At 57.7% G+C, this 22,351-nt stretch carries 22 protein-coding genes; 9 read left to right on the top strand and 13 right to left on the bottom strand.

Annotated features, from left to right (window positions below; translation table 11 throughout):
- The first annotated feature begins 205 nt into the window (after nt 1-205).
- Both PSH64_RS23205 and PSH64_RS23200 read left to right on the top strand, forming a co-directional pair.
- A complete protein-coding gene (locus PSH64_RS23205) occupies nt 206-1,831 on the top strand; it encodes a methyl-accepting chemotaxis protein (RefSeq protein WP_305478840.1) in 1,626 nt (541 codons plus the stop codon).
- Between the two features lie 112 nt (nt 1,832-1,943).
- On the top strand, nt 1,944-2,378 hold the full coding sequence (locus tag PSH64_RS23200; RefSeq protein WP_019581434.1) for a hypothetical protein: 435 nt from the start codon (nt 1,944-1,946) through the stop codon (nt 2,376-2,378).
- Here the strand turns inward: PSH64_RS23200 and PSH64_RS23195 are convergent.
- The 3 genes from PSH64_RS23195 to PSH64_RS23185 all read right to left on the bottom strand — a co-directional run bounded on the left by PSH64_RS23195 (nt 2,375) and on the right by PSH64_RS23185 (nt 5,302).
- Nucleotides 2,375-3,535, bottom strand: a complete 1,161-nt coding sequence (locus PSH64_RS23195) for a GAF domain-containing sensor histidine kinase (protein ID WP_305478839.1) — start codon at nt 3,533-3,535, stop codon at nt 2,375-2,377. The genes PSH64_RS23200 and PSH64_RS23195 overlap by 4 nt on opposite strands.
- Before the next feature lie 161 nt (nt 3,536-3,696).
- Nucleotides 3,697-4,002: a PepSY domain-containing protein gene (locus PSH64_RS23190; RefSeq protein ID WP_007934833.1), complete on the bottom strand. Its 306-nt coding sequence runs from the start codon at nt 4,000-4,002 to the stop codon at nt 3,697-3,699.
- Between the two features lie 172 nt (nt 4,003-4,174).
- Nucleotides 4,175-5,302, bottom strand: coding sequence for a glycerophosphodiester phosphodiesterase (locus tag PSH64_RS23185; protein WP_105346434.1), 1,128 nt, complete (start codon nt 5,300-5,302; stop codon nt 4,175-4,177).
- Between the two features lie 236 nt (nt 5,303-5,538).
- On the opposite strand from PSH64_RS23185, the gene PSH64_RS23180 reads away from it, so the two are divergent.
- Nucleotides 5,539-5,865 carry a DUF2025 family protein gene (locus PSH64_RS23180; RefSeq protein WP_305478838.1) on the top strand — a complete coding sequence of 109 codons (327 nt, stop codon included), beginning with the start codon at nt 5,539-5,541 and terminating at the stop codon, nt 5,863-5,865.
- A 144-nt stretch (nt 5,866-6,009) separates the two neighbouring features.
- On the opposite strand, the gene PSH64_RS23175 is transcribed toward PSH64_RS23180, so the two are convergent.
- Both PSH64_RS23175 and PSH64_RS23170 read right to left on the bottom strand, forming a co-directional pair.
- On the bottom strand, nt 6,010-6,333 hold the full coding sequence (locus tag PSH64_RS23175) for an antibiotic biosynthesis monooxygenase (protein ID WP_305478837.1): 324 nt from the start codon (nt 6,331-6,333) through the stop codon (nt 6,010-6,012).
- Entirely contained in the window at nt 6,330-7,037 is a 708-nt protein-coding gene (locus PSH64_RS23170; RefSeq protein WP_305478835.1) for a CTP synthase, read from the bottom strand. Before PSH64_RS23170 ends, PSH64_RS23175 begins: the two co-directional genes overlap by 4 nt.
- A gap of 15 nt (nt 7,038-7,052) precedes the next feature.
- Between PSH64_RS23170 and PSH64_RS23165 the strand changes: the two genes are divergently transcribed.
- Nucleotides 7,053-8,015: a LysR family transcriptional regulator gene (locus tag PSH64_RS23165; protein ID WP_305478834.1), complete on the top strand. Its 963-nt coding sequence runs from the start codon at nt 7,053-7,055 to the stop codon at nt 8,013-8,015.
- Here PSH64_RS23165 and PSH64_RS23160 read toward each other — a convergent pair.
- Nucleotides 7,987-8,532, bottom strand: coding sequence for a DUF1003 domain-containing protein (locus tag PSH64_RS23160; protein WP_105346421.1), 546 nt, complete (start codon nt 8,530-8,532; stop codon nt 7,987-7,989). The two genes, PSH64_RS23165 and PSH64_RS23160, sit on opposite strands and share 29 nt — an antisense overlap.
- 142 nt (nt 8,533-8,674) lie before the next feature.
- On the bottom strand, nt 8,675-9,283 hold the full coding sequence (locus tag PSH64_RS23155) for a TetR/AcrR family transcriptional regulator (protein ID WP_305478833.1): 609 nt from the start codon (nt 9,281-9,283) through the stop codon (nt 8,675-8,677).
- Between the two features lie 215 nt (nt 9,284-9,498).
- Between PSH64_RS23155 and PSH64_RS23150 the strand changes: the two genes are divergently transcribed.
- Nucleotides 9,499-10,554, top strand: a complete 1,056-nt coding sequence (locus PSH64_RS23150) for an MBL fold metallo-hydrolase (protein ID WP_305478832.1) — start codon at nt 9,499-9,501, stop codon at nt 10,552-10,554.
- 52 nt (nt 10,555-10,606) lie between these two features.
- Here the strand turns inward: PSH64_RS23150 and PSH64_RS23145 are convergent, their stop codons facing one another.
- Entirely contained in the window at nt 10,607-10,855 is a 249-nt protein-coding gene (locus tag PSH64_RS23145; protein WP_305478831.1) for an XRE family transcriptional regulator, read from the bottom strand.
- A gap of 11 nt (nt 10,856-10,866) precedes the next feature.
- On the bottom strand, nt 10,867-11,184 hold the full coding sequence (locus PSH64_RS23140) for a helix-turn-helix transcriptional regulator (protein ID WP_305478830.1): 318 nt from the start codon (nt 11,182-11,184) through the stop codon (nt 10,867-10,869).
- 277 nt (nt 11,185-11,461) lie between these two features.
- Here PSH64_RS23140 and bglX point away from each other — a divergent pair, with 277 nt between their 5' ends.
- Nucleotides 11,462-13,801: a beta-glucosidase BglX gene (gene bglX / locus PSH64_RS23135; RefSeq protein ID WP_370694456.1), complete on the top strand. Its 2,340-nt coding sequence runs from the start codon at nt 11,462-11,464 to the stop codon at nt 13,799-13,801.
- Between the two features lie 89 nt (nt 13,802-13,890).
- Here the strand turns inward: bglX and PSH64_RS23130 are convergent, their stop codons facing one another.
- Entirely contained in the window at nt 13,891-14,658 is a 768-nt protein-coding gene (locus tag PSH64_RS23130) for a helix-turn-helix domain-containing protein (protein WP_305478829.1), read from the bottom strand.
- A gap of 266 nt (nt 14,659-14,924) precedes the next feature.
- Here PSH64_RS23130 and PSH64_RS23125 point away from each other — a divergent pair, with 266 nt between their 5' ends.
- Nucleotides 14,925-15,752 (top strand): sulfite exporter TauE/SafE family protein, encoded by an 828-nt coding sequence (locus PSH64_RS23125; protein ID WP_305478828.1) that lies wholly within the window; start codon nt 14,925-14,927, stop codon nt 15,750-15,752.
- Between the two features lie 103 nt (nt 15,753-15,855).
- A complete protein-coding gene (locus tag PSH64_RS23120; RefSeq protein ID WP_305478827.1) occupies nt 15,856-17,019 on the top strand; it encodes a hypothetical protein in 1,164 nt (387 codons plus the stop codon).
- Nucleotides 17,020-17,026: 7 nt separating this feature from the next.
- Here PSH64_RS23120 and PSH64_RS23115 read toward each other — a convergent pair whose 3' ends face one another.
- The 3 genes from PSH64_RS23115 to PSH64_RS23105 form a co-directional block, all read right to left on the bottom strand.
- Nucleotides 17,027-18,016, bottom strand: a complete 990-nt coding sequence (locus PSH64_RS23115; protein ID WP_305478826.1) for a hypothetical protein — start codon at nt 18,014-18,016, stop codon at nt 17,027-17,029.
- Between the two features lie 316 nt (nt 18,017-18,332).
- On the bottom strand, nt 18,333-19,046 hold the full coding sequence (locus PSH64_RS23110) for an HNH endonuclease (protein WP_305478825.1): 714 nt from the start codon (nt 19,044-19,046) through the stop codon (nt 18,333-18,335).
- A gap of 404 nt (nt 19,047-19,450) precedes the next feature.
- The gene (locus tag PSH64_RS23105; RefSeq protein WP_305478824.1) at nt 19,451-19,660 is read right to left on the bottom strand and encodes a hypothetical protein; all 210 of its coding nucleotides are present in this window, start codon (nt 19,658-19,660) and stop codon (nt 19,451-19,453) included.
- A gap of 715 nt (nt 19,661-20,375) precedes the next feature.
- On the opposite strand from PSH64_RS23105, the gene PSH64_RS23100 reads away from it, so the two are divergent.
- The gene (locus PSH64_RS23100; protein WP_305478823.1) at nt 20,376-22,334 is read left to right on the top strand and encodes a DUF262 domain-containing protein; all 1,959 of its coding nucleotides are present in this window, start codon (nt 20,376-20,378) and stop codon (nt 22,332-22,334) included.
- Nucleotides 22,335-22,351 lie beyond the last annotated feature (17 nt).

Raw genomic sequence — 22,351 nt, 5'->3', positions numbered from 1 at the left:
TCATGACGGTTTTGTGACGGCAAGGTGTACGCAAACGATTGCGATACCGATGGTCGGATTTTCCTCAAGAACCGCTCTGGAACGCCGATCACGCTTGGGTTACGTTTGCGCGCCTTCGGCCAAGGGCCAACGTGGCAGACAGGGATGTCCGGATACTTTTCACGCCTTCATCCGCGTGCCTCATTCCTGTTTTGAGTACTTCCCGATGTCTTTGCAAAAGTCTCTTCGAGCACAAATTCTCGCCCTGTTGAGTGGCAGTCTGTTGGCGATGTTGTTGATCGCTTTGGCCTGCTTTCACTTTCTGTCCAATGGCGTCCAGAACTACGCGAACCTGATCGAAGGCCCGTTGCACACCTCGCAATTGATCGATGAAGCCAACCTGCAATTCAAAGTGCAGGTTCAGGAGTGGAAAAACGTCCTGCTGCGCGGCAAGCAACCCGCGGACCTGGACAAATACTGGAAGCAGTTCGAGGACGGTCAGCGCAATGTGCAGGGCATCCTCGGTGAACTGGCCGGGCAGAAGGGTATGGAGCCGCAACTCAAGACCCGCATCGAACGCCTGCGTGAGGAGCATCGTGTATTAGGTGCGGCGTATCAGAAGGGCCGTGATGCCTATGTGGCGGCCGGGGCCGACCCAGCGGTTGGCGACAACGCGGTCAAAGGCGTGGACCGTGCCGCCAGTGAGCAGATGAGCGAGTTGGTCAGCGAGTTGCGCAAGCAGGCCACCGAGAAATCGAAGCTGATTAGCGCCAGCGCCGATCAGACGGTGTTGTTGGGGATCATTGTAATGCTGGTGTCGGGTCTGCTGATTGGCCTGTTGAGTCTGTGGCTGGTCAACCGCAACCTGGTGGAGCCGATCCGCAAACTGATTGACTACGTGGCGCAACTCAGTCAGGGCCGGTTCGCCGAACGCGTGGCCAGCACCCGTCAGGACGAGTTGGGCAACCTGGCCAGGGCCGCCAACACCTTGCGCGATTTTCTCGCCGAAACCTTCAACCGCTTGCAGCGCAGCGCGTCGGACCTGGACAGTGCCAGCGGTGAGCTGAAATCGATTGCCGGCCTCATGGCCAGCGGCACCAACGAGCAGTTCAACCGCACCGATCAAGTGGCCACGGCGATGAACGAAATGTCCGCCACCGCGCAAGAAGTCGCGCGCCACGCCGCTGATGCGGCACGTGCGGCCGACGAAGCCGATCAGTCCGCCCAGCAGGGCGAGAAGGTCATGCAGGGCACCATCCACACCATCACCCAAATGCGCGGCGAAATCGCCAACACCGCCACGGTCATCCGTCGTCTGGAAGAAGACAGCGGGCGCATCGGCAAGGTGCTGGAAGTGATTCGCGGCATTGCCGAACAGACCAACCTGCTGGCGCTCAACGCGGCAATCGAAGCGGCCCGTGCCGGTGAAGCCGGACGTGGTTTTGCGGTGGTCGCCGATGAAGTGCGCAGCCTGGCCCAGCGCACGGCGGCGTCGATCATCGAGATCAACCAGATCATTCAAACCGTGCAAACCGGTGCGGTGGACGCGGCCCAGGCCATCGAAAGCGGCCAGTCGCGCAGTGAACAAAGCGTCGAGCAAGTGACCCAGGCCGGCGCCATGCTCGAGCGCATCACCCATGCCGTGGAAGCCATTCGCGACATGAACCGCCAGATCGCCACCGCCGCCGAGGAGCAGACCTCGGTGGCCGAAGACATCTCGCGCAACCTCACCGAAATCACCAGCATCGCCAGCACCAACCTGGACAACGTGCAGCGCACCGAAGCGGCCAGCCACAACCTGCACGGGCTGTCGGGGCAATTGAATGAAGTGACGGCGCGGTTGAGCGCCTAGTGAAATGGGCTGTGTACCGAATCGGTTACCGAGTCGGTACACAGTCGCTCTCAAGTTCGTGCCGCGCCTGACGATGACGGAAGTTACCCAAACTGCATATTGGATAACGCCCATGGTCAGCATCAGTTCCGTTTCGATCAACCAGACCCTGTCGACTTCTTCAAGCCAGGTTTCGATCAGCGACAACACCGAAGACAGCACCGTCGCGGCATCCACCGAGACCTCCAGTGACACCACCAAGGCTGCCGCTGGCGGCGCAGCCGCGTCGAGCGAAAGCAGCTCCAGCAGCAGTGAGTCCGATACGGTGAAAGAACTGCGCAAGCAGCTCGCCGAACTGCAAAAGCAATTGCAGGAGCAACAGCAGCAACTGCAAGCGGCCCAGGCCAAGCAGCAAAGCAGCGAAGCCAAGGCGGCGGAAGTTGCGGCGGCTCAGTCGCAAATTGCGGCCACGTCGGCTTCGATGCAAACGGTGACGGCGGCGTTGTTGCAGGCGTTGCAGGATGAGGGTGGCAGTACGTCGGGTTCGGTGGTCAGCACCACCGCTTAAGTCCTGGGGGGCAAGCTGAAGGTAAACGTCGTGCCCTGGGGCTCGGTCGATTCCACCTCCAGTTTGCCGCCATGGGCCTGCGCAATCTGGTTGGCAATGTACAGCCCCAATCCGAGGCCGGCCCGCGGTGTTCCGCCGGTCGGTCGCGAGTAGGGCTGGAACAGGTGCGGCAGTGCATCTTCGGCAATCAGCCCCTGGTTTTTCACGCTCAACACGAAGTGCCCGTCCTTGACCTGCGCACTGACCTCGACCGTGCCGTCGGGATCTCCGTGGACAATGGCATTCGCCAGCAGGTTGGACAGCAACTGCGCTACCCGTTCGCGATCGCAATGTATGTCGCTCAGGTCGTCAATCGACGCCTGAATATTGCGCTTGGGGTGAATGCTCTGGATCTCGGCGATCACATGCCGCAGCACATCCCCCAAGTCAGGGCACGGTTCGATATTCATCGGGATGCCGCGACCTAATGACCCGCGCGCGAAGTCCAGCACATCATCGACCAGTTTGGTCGCACGCCGGGCGCTGGTGAGGATATGTCGCGCCCGTTGCTCATTCGCCGGGTCTTTGACTTTGCGCAGGAGCATTTCGGCACCGGCGCTGATGGCGAACAAGGGGTTGCGCAGATCATGACCGAGCACGGCGATGAACTGCTCGCGCAGCTCAGTGGTTTTGCGTTCCTTGATCGACGCCGCTTCGGTCCGTTGCAGGTTTTCTTCGGTTTCGATCTGCAGCGCCAGCATCCGGGCGAACGATTCCATGGTGCTCCGGATCGTGCTGGACTTGAGCGGCGCGGGATCAGGATCGAGGGCGCAGAGGGTGCCGAAGAAGCGTCCATCGGTGCGAAGTATCGGCACGGCAATGTAGCTTTCGAAGGGATGATCGCGGCTGAGCGGGTCTTCACTGACCTTGTCGATGACCACCGACTGCTGGCCCTGGCGAATTTCGTCGCTCAGCGTGGAGACCAGCTGCAGTTCATCGCCCACCTGCACGCCAAAATCCAGTCGATCGAGCACCGCGCAGGCGATCCAGGTGTTGTCGATGACGCGGGCCACCGCGGCGAACCGCAACCCGGTCAGCTCACTGATCACCTGAAGAACCGCCGGCACCGCGCTGATCCGGCTGATCGTGGCGATGTCTGCTGCCGCTGTTTGCCCCATATCCGTGGTTCTCTGCTTCAACATGCTGAGTGGTGGTGTTGAGGGATTCTAGCGGGCTAGCGCAAAAGGGCGCGACTTCGTTCACCACTTCAGCGATTTGCCTTACGCCGAACGCAAAAAAGCCGCACGACCCGAAGATCGTGCGGCTTTTTGCCGTTGAATCACTTGTCTTGTTTGTTGCTCAGGACCTTGCCAGTGGCGGCATCGAAGTCCACATCCCATTCGGTGTTGTCAGCCAGACGCAGTTCAACTTCATATTCGTAACCGTTGAAGTGGTTATCCAGGTCGGTATCAGTAATTGTGGCGCCCGGATGCAACTTCAGCGCGGCCTGGTTCATTTCTTCCAGGGGTTTGATCTTGCCGCTTTTGACCAACTCGGGGATCTGGTCGACGCGAACGTCAGCTTGGGCCAGGCCAGCGGTGAGGGTCAGGGCGGCAGCGGTGAACAGGGCAGTTAAGGTTTTCATCAAGTTCTTTCCTTGGAGGAGCTGTTTAAGTGGGATCAGGTTAAACAGCGCAACTTAATTCACCCTTAAAAAAACAATCGCGGGCAACCACGCTCTCACAGGTTTTGCGCAGACCTTGTGGGAGCGTGGCTTGCCCGCGATGGGGACGACGCGGTGCAGTGCCTGGCGCCAATCAGTACCCGTTGTTCTGCAACAACTGCGCAACACTCGCCGCCGCCGGGCGCTTGTAGAACTTCAGCAGTTCGCTGGCGCGGTTGGTGAAGATGCCGTCGACACCGGCATCCGTCACTTTCTGATAATCCACGGCATCGTCGATGGTGTAGACGTGCACCAGCAGGCCCTGATCGTGGGTGAACTGGTTCATCCACGGTTTCACCAGGTCCGAATAGCTCTGATCGCCGCCCTTGGTCAGCGCGGCAGAAGGCCCGGTGCCGATAGCGCCCTGGGCCTTGGCGTACTCGACCCATTGCTGGAATTCGGCTTTGTCTTTCGGTTCCTGTTTGGCGTAGTAAGTCGCTTTGTCCTTGTCACCGGACTCGGCGAACGTCACTTTGGATTTCGGCTCGATGCTGCCTTCGCCCACCCACAACAGCAGGATTTTCGGCACTTGCGGCATTTCCTTCTCGAGCAGTTCGAGGCTGCTCTTCTCGAAGGTTTGCAGCACCACTTTGCCTTTGCCCTGGCCGACCGCCAGATTACTTTTTGCCAGTTTGGAACCGGCCGGGCTCAGCCAGCCACGGTCCTGCAATTTATCCTTGAGATCGCGCTCGATGCCGGGAAACTGCTTCGGCTCTTTGGTTTCGATGTACAGGCCAGGTTTGTGCAGCGGATTGCCTTGGGCGATGTCGATGATTTCGTCCAGGGTCAGGATCTTCAGACCCACGTAGCCCGGACGCGCGCGATCCGGGTACGCCGTGTTGAACCAGCTGCCGGCATCCAGGGTTTTCAGTTCAGCGATGGTGAATTCGTTGGCCGGGCTGTCCTTGCGCTCAGGGAACTTGGTGGCGACGTCGGTGGTGCGTTGCAGGTTGTTGTCGTGCAGGGCGAACAGCACGCCATCCTTGCTGCGTTGCAGGTCCATTTCCAGGTAGTCGGCACCCAGGTCGCGGGCCAGTTTGTAGGCGGCGGCGGTGGATTCCGGTGCATCGAAGGACGCGCCGCGGTGGGCGATCACTGCCGGGTGCGGAATGCCCAGGCGGCTTGCCAGTGCGGCAGGGCTTGGTTCGTTGGTGGCCTGTGCCTGGCCGAGGCCGAGCATCAGGCTCAGCAGCAGCGCGCTCTTGGTGAAGGTGGCAGGCATGGTCGAAGTCCTTTTGCGATGAGTTTTCAAAGACGTATCTTTTAACAAGTGAGCGGCGCTTGTGCTATCGCCAGACCGACATAAACGTGTTTAAAGAAGATTTCTTCAACGCTTTTGTGCGGCTCTTTGCAGTAATCTTCACACCGGCAGTTTCCCCGGCAGAGGGAAACCCGTTCACTTGCCCTGCGTGTAAACCATCGATCACCGGTCCTTTGCGACCTTTTGTGAGGTTTACCATGCGCATCACTTCCCAGCTCATTTGCCAGGCTGCCGACCAACTCAAAGGCTTCGTCGGCCTCAATCGCAAAACCGGCCAATACATCGTGCGTTTCAGCGAAGACGCCTTCGGTATGGACGTGGCTGACGACGGCATCATCCCCGCCAGCGAATTCGTCTGGGCACCCGGCCCCGAGCAGACCATGACGCTCAAGCGCGAACTGATTCAGTTGCTGCTGGACCAGAACATCGACGACCGGATCAACATCACCGAGCCGTTGCGGGTGTACATGAATCGACGGGACGTGCCGCAGATTACGGCGGTGAGGAGTTTGGTGCGGGGGTGAGGGTTTTGCGGTGGCTGTTCTGGCCTCTTCGCGGGCAAGCCCGCTCCCACATTGATCCCTGTTGTGCACAAATCTTGTGGACGCAGGAGATCCCTGTGGGAGCGGGCTTGCCCGCGAAGACGGCCTCCAGAATCACCGGGTCATTCACTGTTTGAATGCATAGGCCCGCTCAACCTTGCACACCCGCGTATGACACGCCGAATACCAGGTCGATCGCCCGCGCTCACGAATCGCGCTGTGTTCGGGATGATGCTTCCAGGCCAGGATCGCCGCTTCGCTGGCCCAGTAGGACACTGTAATCCCGAGCCCATCCGCGCCCCGGGCCGATTCCACGCCCAGGAAGCCGGGTTGCTCGCGGGCCAATTCCACCATGCGTTCGGCGGCCTGTTCGTAACCGTGATCGCCTTCGGTGCGCAGCGAGGTGAAAATCACTGCGTAGTAAGGTGCTGCAGGTGTCGGGGCGATCATGATTTTTGCCTCGCACAAGCCTCGACCAACGCCTTGACCAATGGCGGCAGCAGGCCCTTGAGCGCGGCGCGTTCCGGTTGGAACAGCGTTGCGACAAAGAATGGATGATCCTTCAGCTCCACCGCCCGCAGATCCCCCGCCGAATCGTGGCCAACCGCGTGCAACTGTCGCGTCAGTAGCTGCCGTTCAAACTCGGGATTCACACCGTAACGGCAGTGATAGCCTTCACGAATCTCCGCATTTTCGTACGCCTTGGCGACCAACGAGCCTTCAACCAAATGAATGCTGTCGACGGCCTCCACCAGGGCACAGGTCAGCGGTGTGAGCAGCGCCCGCGTCGCGTCGGGCGATGTTTCGCCGTGCTCGGCATCTTTCCAGCCCAGAACATTGCGGGCGAACTCCAGCACCGCGTGCTGAAAACCGCCACAGGTGCCGAGGAACGGTCGCTGTTGTTCCCGGGCAAAACGGATCGCCCGTAACGCGCCATCCATATCGCGATATGGGCTGGCGGGCACGCACCAGAAACCATCGAAGTCATCCAGCGGCGTATCGGTGGTGATGCGATCGGTGGGCAGCCATTGAAACTGCAGGTTCTGGCCTGAGTGTTCGGCGGCCATGCCGAGGGCGACGGGGATGGCTTGGTGGGCGGTGACCTGTGGGTCGTAATCGCCGATCAGGGCGATGCGGATGGCGCTGGTTTCCATGGATGACCTCGACACTTGTTGATTCCTGGCGCCCACTATAGATTGGCGTTCACGCAATCAATATTGGCGTTATCCCAAGTGATCAATGCATCGGCGCACTATCGGCTGGACTACCCGGATCTGTCGTTGATCCTCGCTTTGGTGCGCGGCGGCTCTCTGGCCCGGGCTTCGGCGTTGTTGAAGGTCGACGTTTCGACAGTGTTTCGCGCGGTCCGTCGACTCGAAGCCGCGCTGGGCCAGCAACTGTTCGAAAAGAGCCGTGCCGGTTACCTGCCTACCACGTTGGCTCAGACGCTGGCCGAGCAGGCTGAGCGGGCCGAACAAGCGCTGGAAGCGGCGCGCATTGGCGTGGAGCAGGGCGGTGAAATCATCAGCGGCACTGTGCGCCTGACCTGCACCGATTCGGTCCTGCAAAGCCTGCTGCTGCCGGCGCTGGCGCAATTCATGCCGTCTTACCCGGCGCTGACCATTGAGCTCTGCACCTCCAACGACTTCGCCAACCTCAGCCGCCGCGATGCCGACATCGCCTTGCGGCTGACCCGCACCCCGCCCGAGCATCTGGTTGGACGGCAATTGGCCGACATTTCCTATCGGGTCTGTGCCAGTTCCGCCTATCTGCAATCGGTCGACTCCCACGACCTGGCCTCATTGACCTGGATCGCCCCGGACGATTTTCTGCCTGATCACCCCACCGTCGCCTGGCGGCGTCAGCAGTTGCCCGGCGTAACACCCGGTTATCGCTGCAACAGCATGTTGTCGGTGACCGAGTTGGTACGGGCCGGTCTGGGTGTCGCGGCGTTGCCGGACTTTTTGATCGGTGACGGTCTGCAACCGTTGACCGAGCCCTTGCACGGTTATGACACCGCACTGTGGCTGCTGACCCGACCGGACTGCCGTGCGCTGCGCTCGGTGGTGACATTGTTCGACGAGTTGGGGCGGGCGCTCCGGATCAAACCTTCGGTGGCTCCTTGCCGATGAAATGTTGATGCATTTCCGACGTCAGGCTTTCAATGCGCTCGCTCAGGGATTTGGTGATTTCGGTGAGCCGGGTGTTTTGCTCCAGCAGTTCCATCAATTGCGCGGTGGTTCGCGCAGCGTGGGCCTGACGTTCAATGTTGGCGATGGCCAAGGCTTCGCGGTGTTGCGCATCGGCGTCCGACTGGGCTTTGTCCCGCGCGGCCTGACGCGTCTGGGCCAGCAGAATCAGCGGCGCGGCATAGGCCGCTTGGAGGCTGAACGCCAGGTTGAGCAGGATGAATGGGTACGCATCGAAGTGGGTTATGCCGGCCAGGTTCAGGTACATCCAGATCACCACAATCAGGGTCTGGGCGCCGAGAAAGGTCGGTGTGCCGAAGAACCGCGCAAAAGCTTCGGCGCGCAGGGCAAAACGGTCGGTACCGAAAGTGGGTGCCAGGTGAGCGTGAGGGCGATGGAAGCGCAGGTGATCGACGGGGCCGGTGATTTCGGTTTCGGTTTCGCGGGTCGGAGTGCTCATGATGCTCTCTGTATGGTGCTGGAACTGAGAACTCACTATAGCTCCAGCGTCAGTCTCATTCAGAAACACATTACCGGGTTCTTAATTCAGAGCGACCGATCAGCGATAAAACGGCGGACATTGTCATTTTTTGCAGCTTGATTCAGCACGCATAACACGCCAGGAACATGTCCAGCGCCGACTCCACCACGGTGTGCTGCATGTCGGGCGACAGGCCCGATTGGCCCATGGAGATCTGCGGCCAGAACGCAAAGGACTTGAGCAATCCATGGATCTGCTGCGCGGCGAACTCAGGCGCGACCTGTTTCAAGCGGCCATCAGCCTGGGCGGCGCGAATCCACACGGTCAAACTTTCTTCACGCTCACCCATTCGGGCAACCATGTTCTGCGCACGCTCGGGAGAGTGGATGGTGGCGGCGATCGCCACCCGCGCCAGGTCGAGAAAATTGTCATCGGCCAGCATCTGCAATTTCGCCTGCAACATCAGGCGCAGCTGATCGCGCAGGGGCAGGTCATGGCGGTAGGCCGTTTCCTGCTCGGCCGTTACCCGGGTCCATAACTGATTGAGGATTTCGGCGAACAACTCTTCCTTGCTCGGGAAGTGGTTGTACACCGTGCGCTTCGACACACCGGCGGTGGCGGCAATCTTGTCCATGCTGGTGATGTCGAAACCGTTGGCACGGAATTCGGCAATCGCCGCCTGAATGATGGCTTCGCGTTTTCGGTCGGTGAGGCGCTGTGGAGCTGTCATAAGTACGCTTCGGCAGGGAGAAGTGGAGAACTACACTTAGTAGTTTACTTGTGATCGGCTTTGATGCAACCTAGAAACTACACTGTGCAGTGTAATGTTTTGTTAATCCTGCACCGTGAAAAATAGAATCTCCGGCTGATGCGTGCGTGCCTTGGCCATTAATCGTCCTAAGCGGAAAATCGTCAATTGCGCGGTTTTTCTGGAGTCTTTCGGTCATGACCACTTCCACTTCTCCAGCAGATAACGCCTCAATGCCTGAAGCGTCTCGACAGACCCAAGGGCAGTACCAAAACCACACGCCAGTGCAGCGCGAAGGCATTCGCAAAACGTTGCGCATCCTGTGGAATTTCATTTTCCACAAACCGCGAGACACCCGGCCATCGGCCCCTGTCCCGGTGCAATCCCTGACCCAGGCGGCGTTGATTGCGGCGCCCAACCACAGCGTCTACCGCCTCGGTCATTCCACGGTCCTGCTGAAATTGCGGGACAAATTCTGGATCACCGATCCGGTTTTCGCCGAACGTGCCTCACCGGTGCAATGGGCCGGCCCCAAGCGTTTCCATCAGCCGCCCATCAACCTCGAAGACCTGCCGCCGATCGAAGCGGTGATCCTGTCCCACGATCACTACGACCACCTCGATTATCAGGCCGTTCTCAAACTGGCGGACAAGACCCGCTACTTCCTCACACCGCTGGGCGTGGGCGACACCCTGATCAAGTGGGGCGTCGATGCCAGCAAGGTGCGACAGCTGGATTGGTGGCAGGGCACCGAGGTCGATGGCCTTCAATTCGTCGCTACACCTTCGCAGCACTTTTCCGGGCGTGGCCTGTTCGATGGCAACAGCACCCTATGGGCGTCGTGGGTGATGATCGACGGCGACACGCGAATCTTCTTCAGTGGCGACAGCGGCTACTTCGACGGCTTCAAACGCATCGGCGAGCAGTATGGCCCGTTCGACCTCACGCTCATGGAAACCGGCGCCTATAACGTCGAGTGGCCTCACGTGCACATGCAGCCCGAGCAAACCCTGCAAGCGCACATAGACCTTAAGGGACGCTGGTTGCTACCGATCCACAACGGCACCTTCGACCTGTCGATGCACGTCTGGTACGAACCCTTCGACCGTATTATGGCGTTGGCCTGGGAACGGAACGTGTCGATCACCACACCGCAGATGGGCGAGGCGTTCAATGTGATGTATCCGCAGCGTGGTGGCGCATGGTGGCTGCTGGAGGATACAAGCGATCAGGTGGCGCCTCAGAACGCTTGATCGTGTGCTGCCGGGCCGCTGCCATGGTAGCGGCCTGGCATGCGCAATTGAGCTATTTGCGTTCGCCCACCAGCAGATCCAGATATTCGGAAATCTTTGCGACGGTCAAATCGCGAAATTTTCCATGGAGAATTTCACTCAGTTCCTCCCCAGACAGTCCGAGCTTTTGCGCGGCCTCAGGCTTACTCATCCGACCGGACTCGAGGAGCATGCCTATCTTCATGACATATTCGGCTTTGGCCCGCATTTCACCCACATCGGGATAGCTCAGCGCCTTATTGCTTCCATCGATTTCATTCATCTGCCGAAGCCTCACTCAACCATCGCGTAATCCGCCCGTCCCACGGGATTAGGCGTCGACCCTTTCACATTCATTCCCCGGCCCGGTGCAAACCCCGGGAAGAACACCAGGCCTTGCGATTCAAACCGATACGCCAACGCCAGCCGGGTGACATCCAGCACATCTCGCTGGGCCTCGAAACGCTGGATGGCGTCGACGGAAACCCCGGATTCCTCGGACAACTCTTCCACACTCCAGCCCAGCATCGCTCGGGCCTGGGCGCAGTGGGCGGGGGTGAACTGGAAGAGGGCGATGCGTTCCAGGGTGATTTTCATTGCAAGAGAGGCCATGGTTTTCTCCGGGGCTCGAGAGTGGCGATTCGATAAATTACTGTGTTTTTGTACAGTTGTTTTATTCCCGGATCAAACTCATTTTTTTGATCGATTCCTTTTTCTTCTCAGGCAGGAGCGTCGGACCGGCTACGCTATTTTCAGGCGGGGCTGAAAGCTCAACAGGTTTTCATACCCGCCAGCAGCACTGATTGAACATCAGCTTTCTGATTTTCAATACAAGGAAAGGTGGCGTTTCAAAGGCAGTGCGCCACAGCGTTGCGCGGGGAAGGGAATCATGAAAAGACTACGTCTGCTTTGTGCCCTGATCGGTTTTACAAGTCTGCCCGTCATGGCCGATACGGTATCGCCAAACAAAGATGCCTTTGTCACCAACCTCATCAATCAGATGACCCTCGATGAAAAAGTCGGCCAACTGCGGCTGATCGCTATCGATGACAAGATGACGCCCGAAAGAATCCGCCTGGAGATCGCCGCCGGGCGAATCGGCGGAACGTATGGCTCGGTAAGCCGTTACGTAAACCGCCCCATGCAGGACGCCGCTCAGCAGAGTCGCCTGAAAATACCGATGTTTTTCGGTTGGGACGTGATCCACGGTCATCGAACCATTTTCCCTATCGGCCTGGCCCTGGCCTCCAGTTGGGATATGGACGCCATCGAGTTGAGCGGTCGAACAGCGGCGAAAGAAGCCAGTGCGGACGGCATCGATTTGACCTTCGCACCGATGATCGATGTCGCCCGTGATCCTCGCTGGGGGCGCACATCCGAAGGCTTCGGTGAAGACACCTATCTGGTTTCACGCATTGCCAGGGTGATGGTCCAGGCCTACCAGGGCCAAAGCTTGAACGCACCCGACAGCATCATGTCCAGCGCCAAACACTTTGCGTTGTATGGCGCTGTCGAAGGAGGGCGCGACTACAACAGCGTCGACATGGGCCTGGCCCGAATGTACCAGGACTACCTGCCACCTTATCGTTCGGCGATCGAGGGTGGCGCGGGAGCCGTCATGGCGGCGCTTAACTCGATAAATGGTGTACCGGCGGCGGCCAATAAATGGTTGATGCAAGACCTGCTTCGCAAAGCGTGGGGCTTCAAGGGACTGGTCATCAGCGACCATAACGGGGTCACCGATCTGGTTCAGCACGGTGTTGCGAGGAACCCTCGCGACGCGGCCAGGCTCGCCATCAGGGCCGGCATTGATATGAGCATGAACGACTCCTCCTATGGGCCGGAGTTACCGGGGCTGCTGGAGTCCGGCGCTATTTCCCAGAGCAATATCGATGATGCCGTGCGCGAGGTCCTGGGGGCCAAGTACGACATGGGGTTGTTCGAAGACCCTTACCGGCGCCTCGGTGTTGCCAGTGAAGACCCTGCCGATAACAACGCCGAAAGCCGTCTGCACAGGGCGCAGGCCCGTGAGGTGGCGCGCAAGACACTGGTGCTGCTGAAGAATGAAAACGGGCTCTTGCCGCTGAAAAAAGAGGGCACGATCGCGCTCATCGGCCCGTTGGCAAAAAGTACCGTCGACATCATGGGCAGTTGGTCTGCGAGCGGTGTGCCCGCGCAATCGGTGACGATCTACGACGGGCTGAAAAACGCGATGAATCAGGGCCAGTTGGTCTACGCCCGAGGCGCCAATCTCACGGAAGATCCGGAGGTTGTTAAATACCTGGGAGTGGCCGAAATCGAAAACGACACCCGGACGGCGGCAGAAATGATCGACGAAGCGGTCAACGCTGCGCAGCAAGCCGATGTTGTGATCGCCGTGGTAGGCGAGCCCCGCAGTATGTCCCATGAGGCGGCCAGCCGAACCAGCCTCGATCTGCCAGGGCGCCAGAGTGAATTGATCACCGCCCTGAAAGCCACCGGCAAGCCGCTGGTCCTGGTATTGATGAACGGTCGGCCGTTGTCGATCGGCAAGGAGCAGAAACAGGCCGATGCGATTCTGGAAACCTGGTACAGCGGCACCGAGGGAGGCAACGCCGTTGCCGATGTATTGTTCGGTGACTACAACCCCTCTGGTAAATTACCCATTACCTTTCCACGCTCCGTGGGGCAGATCCCCAATTATTACAGCCACCTGAACACCGGCCGTCCGTACCTGCCGGGCGCGCTTCGCAACTATACGTCGCAATATTTCGATCAGTCCTATGGTCCGCTGTATCCCTTCGGCTATGGACTCAGTTATACCGATTTCAGCCTGACCGACATGGCCCTGTCTTCGACCACACTGAACAAGAACGAGAACCTCGTCGCCAGCATCATGGTGAAAAATACCGGCCCGCGTGACGGCGAAACGGTGGTTCAGCTGTATATCCGTGATGTCGTTGCCTCCGTCGCCCGTCCGGTCAAGGAACTGAAGAACTTTCAGAAAATCATGCTCAAGGCCGGCGAGGAAAAAGCGGTGCACTTCAGCATTGATGAGAACGACTTGAAATTCTTCAACGCCCAATTGGAATACGTCACCGAACCGGGCGAGTTCCGGGTGCAAATCGGCCTGGATTCCCAGGATGTGAAGGAGCAGAGTTTTGAGTTGCTGTCAGTACAAGACAGTCAAGACAATCATGCGCCTGGTGCAGAACCTGTAGACGCGAGGCTTGCCCGTGATGAACGATGACGCGCAATCCCTGAGAAACCGCGGTGCATTCTTCGCGGGCAAGCCCGCTCCCACAGGTTCTGCGCCAGGCGCATGATTGGCTTTAGTGGTCATTTCACCTGCTCCAACCAAACGGATGGCGCCTGCCCCAACACACGCCGAAACATCGTTGAAAACGCCGCCGGGCTTTCATAGCCAAAATCCAGGGCAATGCGCGTCACCGGCGTGCCCACCGCCAGCCGCGCCAACGCCAACACCACACAAGCCCGCTGCCGCCATTGTCTGAAACTCAGGCCAGTCTGTTGGCGGAACAGGCGATTGAACGTACGCAAACTGATATGCAACTGATCGGCCCATTGTTGCGGCGATGGGTGAGCGTTCGGTTGCCGAAGAAACACCTGACACAACCCCAGCAGCCGCGAATCCACAGGCAGCGGAATATGCAACGGCAGGGGAGCACTGCGCGCCAGTTCATGCAGCAACAAGTCGATCAGAGCACCGTCACGCCCGGCCTCGTCGTACTCCAGTGCAACTTCCACCGCCTCCATCAACAAATGGCGCAGCAACGGCGAAACACTGATCACCTGGCAACGCTTGCCCAGATCCACCGTCCCCGGTTCGATATACACACTGCGGGTGCTCACCCCCAGCATCAACACCTCATGCGCCACCCCCGGCGGAATCCACACCGCCCGCTGCGGCGGCACCACCCAATTGCCGTCCAGCGTGCTCACCTGCATCACCCCCGTGGCGCCATACAACAACTGCGCCCGCCGATGGGTATGACGTGGCAACCGATGACCATCGGGATAATCCGTGCCGATGGCCACCACCGGTCGTGGGGTGTCGTCCAGCAGATCAATCGAAACATTGCGCATCGAGCGGCACCCAGCGGTTGGCGTAAACGCAAACATTATTGGCTGACTTGCTGAAGCAGGCCAAGTCCTAATGCCGGTAAGTTAAGAGCAATCCATGTGGGAGCGGGCTTGCTCGCGAAGACGGCGGCACAGTCAACATTGATGTCGCCTGACACACCGCTTTCGCGAGCAAGCCCGCTCCCACATGGATTGCTCTGACTTTACCGGCGATAGGCCAAGCCCCAGTGCTCTATCGTCGGCCACTCTCAACCCACGGACGATGCGCGATGTTCTTCTACCTCTTGCTGGCACTCTTCGGCTGCATGACCGGCGTCACCGCCGTGCTATTCGGCTTCGGCGGCGGCTTCGTCGTCGTGCCTGTGCTGTATCGCATGCTCACGGCCAGCCACGGCGCTGACGATCCCATCGGCCAAGCGGCGATGCACATTGCCGTGGCCACCTCGACCTGCGTGATGATCGTCAACGCCCTGATCGCCACCGGAAAACATCACCGCGCCGGTCATCTCATTCGCCATTACCTGTGGCCGTTGGGCGGGTTCATCGGCCTGGGCGCTATCGTCGGCGCCGTGGCCGCGATGTGGGCGAGTGGTGAGTTGATCCGGTTGGCCTTCATCGTTTACCTGGGCGTGACCATTCTGGATTGCTTGTTCAGGCGCGGTTTTCTTACGCAGTCCTACACTGAAATCCCACGGCGATTGGGCAGGGCAGAAGTGTCTGGCGGGGGTGTGGGCATTGGCGCTATCGCCACGTTTCTCGGCGTGGGCGGCAGCGTCATGACCGTGCCGTTGCTGCGCCGTTGTGGGTTGAGCATGTCTCATGCGACGTCCATGGCCAATCCGTTGAGTCTGCCCGTGGCGGTGGCCGGAACGCTGACCTACATGGCGATGGCGGGGTTTGCCGAGTTCGATCTGGGGTCGTGGTTTGTCGGATATGTGGATGGGCTGGCGTTTGCGGTGCTGACGGTTGGGTCGCTGGTGGGGATTCGGCTGGCCACGCCGTGGATCGGGCGGATACCGGATCGGGTGCATGCGCGGGTTTATATTGGTTTGCTGGTGGTGGTGATGCTCAGCATGGCGACGAAGTGGGGCGTGTGAGGCTCGATTCTCCCCTGCAACCTCGCCATAATCCGTCCGCCGTTCAACCTGCGCCGCATTCAATCTGCCCGGCGCTGTTTCCAGCTCATTCAGGGATCGATCAATGCTCAAAGGATTGTTACGCCTGGCGCCAGTCGCGCTGTTACTGATGTTGTGTTCCACGGCTCATGCCGAAGACGGGAAACGGGTATTTACCGGCACACTGGGCAAGATGCCAATCGTGCTGGAGGTGAATACTGCTAACGCTGAAAACATAAGGGGTCGCTATTTCTATGAGAAGTACCGCAAAGACTTGGTGCTCAGCGGCAAGAAGGAAGGGGAGATGCTGGTTCTCGATGAGGGAGAGCAGCGTTATGGAGATAAAGCACCTCGCCCTCAAATCCATCTGAACATCGAGCCCAATAGATTTTGGGGGGATTGGAGCAACGATGAAGGAAAAACTCTGAAGATAGAATTGGTGGAATCCAAACTGCCGGCAATACCTGCCGGTACTCTGCCTTACCTCGCCAAACTCCATGAAACTGATCCGTACGAATATCTGCGCCTTCAAGGCATGAAGCTCAAACCAGGAAAGACGGAAACGTTCAATGGCTACTCACTGCAATGGTGGAGCGAGCCGCAAACAAAGATGACGCTGTTTGAAGTCGTTTCGGGCTACAGCGCTGAAGAACGCCAGCGCATCAATCAACAGTTGATGGGGCGCTTGTGGCAGGAAGTGGTGGGGTATTACGGATGTCTCGCCGGCGGTGGTGTGAACTTCTACCACCAAACGATCAAACCGTTGTTGATGACACCTTCGGTCATCAGTGTGAACATCGGTACGGAGTACAGCTGTGGCGGCCCTTATCCGGATCAGAACGATGTACCGCTTAACCTCGATGCCAAGACAGGCAAGCCCTTGGAGCTTGAAGATGTTCTTTGGGTAGGGGAGGGGAAACCGCTGCATTACGAAGAACTCTACGGTGAAAGCGATCAATCACCTGACACGTTCAACGCGTTTTCTGCGTACCGCTCCAACGAGCTCGCGCCCTGGTTGGTGGCGCAACTCAGTAAGCTTTATCCGGATCAAATGACCAGTGATGAAGATTGTGCCTACAGTGACGGAGATCCGTGGCGTTTCCTGTCTTGGCACTTCACCGAAAAAGGTATCAAGCTAGAGCCATCATTTCCCCATGTGGCCGCTTCGTGTGGGCATGTCGAATGGAGCGTCCTGCCTTACAGCCTCATCAAACAACATCCCGGCGGTGTAGCGTTGCAACTGCCCTGAGGCGAAGCTACTTATCCGCCAACCCCGGCGCTTCACGAATAATGAAGTGATCCAGATTTTCGATGTTGGCACTGAACACCCCGAACGTCTGTTCGGGGTTTTTCTTGCTCGGCACCTGCTTCAACTCCGGCGTCACGCCATAAAAGAAGCAATACAACTCGGCATCGCTGTCGACGGCGTGCTTGATCTCCTCCAGAAACGCCTTGCGCTTGCGGTAGTTGTCGATCAGCTTCTTGCTCAGATAAACGTTCACCGAATAAGGCTTCTTCTTCGCCTCGTCCGCTTGCTTGAACCAGACCTTCTGTTCGAAATCGATGCGAAAGCTCTGGGTGTAATCCTTGATCTCCTTGATCTTGCCCCAGTAAATCAGCCCCTTGTTGTCCTGCAGGTACTCGATCTTCTTGAAGAACGACCCATAAGGCGCCGTGTGCTCGCCAATCTTCAGCGGCATGCGCTTGAGCAGCTCCTTGTCCGCGAAGTTCGACACAAAACACTCCACCGGGTGTGCGAAGACACTGGTCTTGTCCGGCGCCGACTCCCGGCTTGGCTGCTCGACGTTACTGGCCGCTGAAGTGGGTGTTGGGTCATCGCGCAAAACATCCGCCGCCACCGCCGGGTTCGGCGGCTTACGCACATACTCACGCCGAGTCAGCAACAACTCCGACGGGAAATGCTCCTCCCGACCGTCATCCGATTCCGCCCCGTCCGTCTCCAGGCCCGACGCTGGCGTCTTCAGACTGACATAAGGACAATCCGCCACATGCCGCGTGCTGGGCATGTTCTTGAAGTGCGGCGTGCGTACGTAATTCACATTCTTGGCGTTGAACGTTCCCAACACGTTGGCGGCATCGAAGGACAAACGACAAGCATCGTTGGGACACTGGAAGTGCTCCTTGGCGGAATCGAACTCCATCGTCTCGTCGAAATTCAAATCGCGCACGTCATAGATCGACAGCTTGTCGTCGAGGCTGAGGCAGTAGGCGAGGTCGAATTTCATGGCGGGCTCGGGTCCGTGAGTGGGGAAGGGTATTAATAGCGGGAGGCGGGGCGGGTTGCACTGACTGTTTTCAACTCACCGCAAAATCTGCGGTAACACAGCAATACTGTGGGAGCGGGCTTGCCCGCGACTCTCAAAAACACCACAGCAATCAAGCCCGACACCATCCCTGTGGCGAGGGGGCTTGCCCCCGTTGGGTCGCGAAGCGGCCCCAAAACCAGCAACTGCGGTGAATCAGACATATCAAGTTGTTTGCTTGGCGACTGCTTCGCAGCCGAACCGGAGCAAGCTCCCTCGCCACAAATGTTAGACCCGGTTACTCGGGCCTTAACCGCCCCACCTGCTTATAAAGCGACGCAGTGAACTCTTCCCGGTCACTCGAATGGTGACAACGTCGATGACAGTTCGGGCACAGCGCGACAGTATTGCTAGGACGATCCGAACCCTCCTGCGCCAAATGCTTAACGTGATGAACCTCAAGAAACGGACTGCCGTCCTTTTCGAACGGAGCAGGTTGGCGGCAGCCCTCGCAGATACCTTTAGCTTGTTTGCGAACCCACGCTCTCACCTCTGGATCACGGAGATAAGATTTTCCGGTGGTCTGAGTTTGTTCTGGTTTCGCAATCCCTTTCGGCTCACCTTTGAGCGGCTGTTTCTCGAGTTTGGCAGCGCGGCGCTCTAGTGTTGCCTCATCAGCCGTTGGAACAAAATCTTCGGGCGTCAAAGTGCTTTGAGTGTTAAGCGCTTCACGAATACTGCGTTCAACATTCGCACCGACATTCTTGGCGGGTTTGTACCCCTCAATGCGATCTCTTCCGAGTTCGACTAACACGGTAGAGATGTTCTGCATCCGAAACTCAACCGAACCTTTGGTGCGGCCCGCTAAGGCACCCTCGCGCAGCACGCGATTCTCATGAGCCTTATTGACCTTCTGACCGCTTTGCTCGCGTGACAACATGTTGAGATAGGCATCGACCGCAGCATGAATCTCCGCGTTACTCCAATCGCTGTTGCTCTTTCCAGTATCCATACAATCGCCGAGGGTTGAAAACCCTCGGACGATACTGAGTGGCCATCACGGGTGTCTACGAAAATTCCTACAAAAAATAGCGATGGATCTCGCAATAGATCCTACAAACACGTCTTCTACCAGTCCTCTGCCGGCAGCTGTGCGCGATCATACAGTTGCATGCGCTGATCCCCCCAATAGATGAAACTCCACCTGATTGAACCGAAATCCGATTATGCGCAGCGCGGTTCAATCCCATTTGCCCTGCTGGCGAGCGACTCCACGTTTCCACTTCGTGGCGACCGTTCATTGTGCTTCCTGTACAGCCCTTGGCTGGCATGAACCGAGTTGAATGTCTTCGCGACGTCCTGGCGATGCTCTGCAAAGGAGCCGTGCACTAACGTTTGCCGTCAGCCCAGCGATTCTCACCCCTTCACACGTGAGTCTTCTGGTGTGTCAGCGAGCAGCTGTTCCAGAGTCAGCTTTTTGCGAACCGGCCTTACGATCAGAATGTCCGGATTGACCATCGAGCACTCCACGACCGAGCCCACTGTCAGGCGATTCTGCGCAACAAATTCATTTGGCAAGGTAAGGGTCAGTGCACCTTTGAAGCGACGAAGCACAAGCGTATTCATCGGTATGTCCTCAGGCTCAAAATCGATGGATGCCGAATCAGCCAACCAACTGCACGTGACGGCATCGCCAGAGTCTGCGTAAACCTGTTGTTTGCGTAAACCTCACGGGTTTATACAAACAACAGGTTTACGCAGAGCTAGTTCGACGGGGACGACGTCACTCGACTCACGCCGCAGCAGCGATCCAGCGTACACGGAAGCATCAACCACCATCCCTGTCGACAGCAACTGAATCGAAACGGATTGCTTGCTCGGTCCAGTCAGGCTCGGTAATGACTGGGATGTGAAAGGGCTGCATAGCGCTAGAGTTTGCCATCCTGCCTTTAACCAAAACCCTGTTATGCGCACAGCGGTTCGACTGCCCACGACCCAGCCCTGGCTGAATCGCATTGACCGTCAAGCGGCGCGTTTCACAGTCATTGCCGATTGACGTTCGCCCGCTGGGAAATCGTATTGGTCGCGGCTGGGCTGCCGCATCTACCGAATACCTAAACCCAATCTGTAATAAAAATTTACCGCTGAGTGCGATGGCGGCATAGTGGCATCATGGTTCGCCCGCCACGTCGGGGTTGCTCAACTGGGCCGATTTTACTGCCTACAACGATCATTCAGTCGTTGGCGGATCCAGCAGGCTTAAGGTTACTGATGGCGTTGAGTGGGCACGTGATCTCTCACGTTCTCTGCACGCCCCCCATTTAAGGAGCGATACACCGCAATGACCACACAAGGATTTGGCGCTCAACTGCTGACGCTGCCGAGCATCTTTTCGGATCGGCTTTTCACCATTCCGGATTATCAGCGTGGCTACGCGTGGGACAAAAAGCAGGTCGATGAACTGCTCAAGGACGTCGATCATCTGATGCAGGATGGTGCTGCGTTACGTCATTACACCGGCACACTCGTCCTCAGTCGTCCGAAACATGCGACAGACAACGCCTTCCACGTAGTGGATGGTCAGCAGCGGCTGACCACGCTTGCCATTTTTCTGTACCTGCTGTGTGAGTCGCTGCCTATCGAAGAAAGGGCTGCGTTTTCCGCGCTGTATTTACGCCGTGGTGAGCTTGGCAATGATCGCGCTGTCTTGCGCTTGAACTCGGATACACGGTTGTTTTTCGAACGTGTGGTGATGGCTGAAGGCAACCTCGATAACAGTCCGATTAAACTTGAGGCGCACCAACGATTACTCGGCGCCAGAGGTTCGATTAAGAAGTGGCTTGAGGACAAAATCGCTTTGGGAATTGAGCCACAGCGGATCAGGGACATCCTTGAGTCCAGGCTCGGCTTTCTGGTGTTCGCGCCTGAAGAAGATGCTGAAACGGGGATCATGTTCGAGGTCATCAACAACAGGGGGAAACCGCTTAGCGAGTTGGAGAAGGTTAAAAACTATTTGATTTACTGCTGTGTGAAGCTTTCTGCGGCTTCGCTCAGGGACACAATCGATCAGGATTGGTCAGAAATCCTAAGGGCCTTGAACATCGCTGGCAAAACCTCAGCCGGCGACGAAAGTGCATTCCTTCGTTACTGCCTAGTCGTCCATTTCAAACTGAATAAAACCGATAGCCAATACGGTTATGAAGAGCTGAAAAAGCGAGTAAACCTCGACAGCTGTCTGGCTGAGGATTTACCCCGCGAGCCGGTGATCAAAAAAATTGCCGCCTTTGTGCAGTTTATGAAAACCGCCGCGCTCTGGTATCAACGTCTGTATGGGCGTGATCACGCAGGTTTAGAGCCTGAGATGGTGGTACTTCTTGATCAAATCCGCGCGCAGGCCCGTCATGCGTCGGTTATGCCGCTGTTCCTGGCGATGGTGATCAAATTGCAGGGCTCGGGCGAGCGCCTGCATAAACTGCTTCGGTTGTTGGAGATCCTCAATTTTCGGGTCTACATGGCGCGGAACATGACGTCACGTAATGACACTGGACAAGGCGATCTCTATTGGTACGCGGCACATTATTACCACTCTGGGCTTTTGGCCGCGCTTCAGCCTGAAGAGCTTAAGGTCGGGCGTATCCATTTGGAAACCGATGAGGATGCGTTGGAATACCGGCTCGTTAATTTTATCAATTGGCTAGCGGCGGATCACCGGTTTATTAAGTCCTTCTCTCTGGACCCTGACAGCCCCGACGATTTTTACAAATGGCGTGGCTTGCGGTACTTCCTCATGAACTACGAGGCGAAGCTCCAACCGCGAAAAACGATTCAAATTGATAAAATTCTTCTCGGGGTTTCGGAAGGTAAAACCTCAGACTATTACTCGGTGGAGCACCTCTGGGCTACTGAAAATAGAAATGGTGGGGGGGAAAACAACCGTAAACAGGATAAGTACCAACGGCGCCGGCTAGGCAATTTTGTCTTACTGGAACTGCGCCTGAACATTCAGGGAAACAACGATGACCTGGAAGACAAGCTTCCACGCTACTGCGAGGGACTGGGGGAAGAGCCGCCTACAGAACTTCATCAAGTTCGAAAAATGGCTTTCGACACGCATTCGCTGATCGAAAGTTTCGATGGCAGAAGGCGGACGATCAACTTTTATCACGACCTTCATGGCGAGCTAAATGACCATCAAGAGCAACGGTTCATCAAGTTCGCCCAAGCACGTTGGTCGCTGAAGCCTTTCATTGGGTACGCGCAAATTCAGCGGGAAGCGGCCGCCGCGAACGAAGAAAGCTGAGGGTTGCGTTCGAATGA

The sequence above is a fragment of the Pseudomonas sp. FP1742 genome (genome assembly GCF_030687145.1).
Classification (GTDB): Bacteria; Pseudomonadota; Gammaproteobacteria; order Pseudomonadales; family Pseudomonadaceae; genus Aquipseudomonas; species Aquipseudomonas frederiksbergensis_D.
This window is presented reverse-complemented; position numbering and strand designations above follow the sequence as displayed.

Coding starts and splice junctions, on each gene's coding strand:
- PSH64_RS23205 (WP_305478840.1), top strand. CDS start 206: ATGTCTTTGCAAAAGTCTCTTCGAGCACAAATTCTCGCCCTGTTGAGT.
- PSH64_RS23200 (WP_019581434.1), top strand. CDS start 1,944: ATGGTCAGCATCAGTTCCGTTTCGATCAACCAGACCCTGTCGACTTCT.
- PSH64_RS23195 (WP_305478839.1), bottom strand. CDS start 3,535: ATGGGGCAAACAGCGGCAGCAGACATCGCCACGATCAGCCGGATCAGC.
- PSH64_RS23190 (WP_007934833.1), bottom strand. CDS start 4,002: ATGAAAACCTTAACTGCCCTGTTCACCGCTGCCGCCCTGACCCTCACC.
- PSH64_RS23185 (WP_105346434.1), bottom strand. CDS start 5,302: ATGCCTGCCACCTTCACCAAGAGCGCGCTGCTGCTGAGCCTGATGCTC.
- PSH64_RS23180 (WP_305478838.1), top strand. CDS start 5,539: ATGCGCATCACTTCCCAGCTCATTTGCCAGGCTGCCGACCAACTCAAA.
- PSH64_RS23175 (WP_305478837.1), bottom strand. CDS start 6,333: ATGATCGCCCCGACACCTGCAGCACCTTACTACGCAGTGATTTTCACC.
- PSH64_RS23170 (WP_305478835.1), bottom strand. CDS start 7,037: ATGGAAACCAGCGCCATCCGCATCGCCCTGATCGGCGATTACGACCCA.
- PSH64_RS23160 (WP_105346421.1), bottom strand. CDS start 8,532: ATGAGCACTCCGACCCGCGAAACCGAAACCGAAATCACCGGCCCCGTC.
- PSH64_RS23155 (WP_305478833.1), bottom strand. CDS start 9,283: ATGACAGCTCCACAGCGCCTCACCGACCGAAAACGCGAAGCCATCATT.
- PSH64_RS23150 (WP_305478832.1), top strand. CDS start 9,499: ATGACCACTTCCACTTCTCCAGCAGATAACGCCTCAATGCCTGAAGCG.
- PSH64_RS23145 (WP_305478831.1), bottom strand. CDS start 10,855: ATGAATGAAATCGATGGAAGCAATAAGGCGCTGAGCTATCCCGATGTG.
- PSH64_RS23140 (WP_305478830.1), bottom strand. CDS start 11,184: ATGGCCTCTCTTGCAATGAAAATCACCCTGGAACGCATCGCCCTCTTC.
- bglX (WP_370694456.1), top strand. CDS start 11,462: ATGAAAAGACTACGTCTGCTTTGTGCCCTGATCGGTTTTACAAGTCTG.
- PSH64_RS23130 (WP_305478829.1), bottom strand. CDS start 14,658: ATGCGCAATGTTTCGATTGATCTGCTGGACGACACCCCACGACCGGTG.
- PSH64_RS23125 (WP_305478828.1), top strand. CDS start 14,925: ATGTTCTTCTACCTCTTGCTGGCACTCTTCGGCTGCATGACCGGCGTC.
- PSH64_RS23120 (WP_305478827.1), top strand. CDS start 15,856: ATGCTCAAAGGATTGTTACGCCTGGCGCCAGTCGCGCTGTTACTGATG.
- PSH64_RS23115 (WP_305478826.1), bottom strand. CDS start 18,016: ATGAAATTCGACCTCGCCTACTGCCTCAGCCTCGACGACAAGCTGTCG.
- PSH64_RS23110 (WP_305478825.1), bottom strand. CDS start 19,046: ATGGATACTGGAAAGAGCAACAGCGATTGGAGTAACGCGGAGATTCAT.
- PSH64_RS23105 (WP_305478824.1), bottom strand. CDS start 19,660: ATGAATACGCTTGTGCTTCGTCGCTTCAAAGGTGCACTGACCCTTACC.
- PSH64_RS23100 (WP_305478823.1), top strand. CDS start 20,376: ATGACCACACAAGGATTTGGCGCTCAACTGCTGACGCTGCCGAGCATC.